At 71.2% G+C, this 1,140-nt stretch carries 2 protein-coding genes; both read left to right on the top strand.

The features are described 5' to 3' along the window. Positions 1–44: 44 nt before the first annotated feature. The gene (locus ACZ5CR_RS46580) at positions 45–362 is read left to right on the top strand and encodes an ArsR/SmtB family transcription factor (RefSeq protein ID WP_468870113.1); all 318 of its coding nucleotides are present in this window, start codon (positions 45–47) and stop codon (positions 360–362) included. A 99-nt stretch (positions 363–461) separates the two neighbouring features. Continuing rightward, positions 462–1,061, top strand: coding sequence for a GNAT family N-acetyltransferase (locus ACZ5CR_RS46575; protein ID WP_468870111.1), 600 nt, complete (start codon positions 462–464; stop codon positions 1,059–1,061). Positions 1,062–1,140: the final 79 nt, after the last annotated feature.

Here is a 1,140-nt window from a genome sequence, read left to right as displayed (position 1 = left end):
CCCAGGGGTACGATGCAAGTCGTACCTGAAGGGCGGAGTGCGGCATGCCCGACGACGAGGGCCACCCGACCGTCGAAGAGATGCGGCTCGGCCCGGTGCTCGCCGCACTGGCGGACCCGCTGCGCCGCCGCGTCGTGCGCGAGCTCGCGGCCGCGCCCGACGGCACCGCGCGCACATGCAGCTCCTTCGCGCTGCCGGTCTCCAAGGCGACCGTCACGCACCACTTCCGCGCGCTGCGCGAGGCCGGGCTGATCCAGCAAGTCGCCCGCGGCAACAGCCGGATGGCCACCCTGCGCCGGGCGGATCTGGAGCAGCGGTTTCCCGGGCTCCTGGGCATCGTGGCGGCCGAGCCGGAGGAGTGAGCCGCGGTGGCTTCGACGCCCCGGGGCATCTGCTGCAGGGCGGGGACCAGGGGAAATGCCGTAGTGCTCCGGAACGACGGTCCCGTAGGGTGCGGCACCATGAACCAGGTTTCCCGCGATGCCGTCCGTCCTGTACGTGCCGACGAGTGGCCCGAGGTGAAGGAGCTGCGGCTCCTGGCGCTGAAGGACCCGGCAGCTCCGATCGCCTTTCTCGATACGTACGAGAAGGCCGCCGCGGAGCCCGACTCCTTCTGGCAGGAGCGGGCCAAGGGGGCGGCCGACGGGACGCGGGTGCGCCAGTTCGTGGCCGAGGGCCGCGACGGGTCCTGGAACGGCACAGTGACCGTGCTCATCGAGGACGCGGACGACGACGACGTGTTCGGCGGAGCCATTGAGCAGCGCCAGGCGCATGTCGTCGGTGTCTTCGTTCGCCCCGAGTACCGCGGAAGCGGTGTGATCGACGCGCTCTTCGAGACTGCCGTCGAGTGGGCGTGGTCGGTGACGGACGTGGCGCGCGTGCGCCTGTACGTCCACGAGGACAACGCGCGGGCCGAGAGCTTCTACCGACGCTTTGGATTTGTGCGCTCCGGGGCGACCGTCCCGATGAAGGGCGATCCCTCCAAGATGGAGCGCGAGATGGTTCTCGCCACGCGCGGGGTTCAGTCCGACACCGCCCAGGCCTCCCCGGCCAGGTCCTAGTTCCTAGAGGCCGGCGCGTCCCACGAAGAGGCTCCGCAGGTGGGCCAGGCTCCGTTCGGCCGCCGGACGCAGGGCCGCG

The organism is Streptomyces sp. NPDC031274 (assembly GCF_055570235.1).
This window is presented reverse-complemented; position numbering and strand designations above follow the sequence as displayed.

Bases quoted from the DNA above. Each gene is read 5' to 3' on its own strand.
- ACZ5CR_RS46580 (WP_468870113.1), top strand. From the start codon at position 45: ATGCCCGACGACGAGGGCCACCCGACCGTCGAAGAGATGCGGCTCGGC.
- ACZ5CR_RS46575 (WP_468870111.1), top strand. From the start codon at position 462: ATGAACCAGGTTTCCCGCGATGCCGTCCGTCCTGTACGTGCCGACGAG.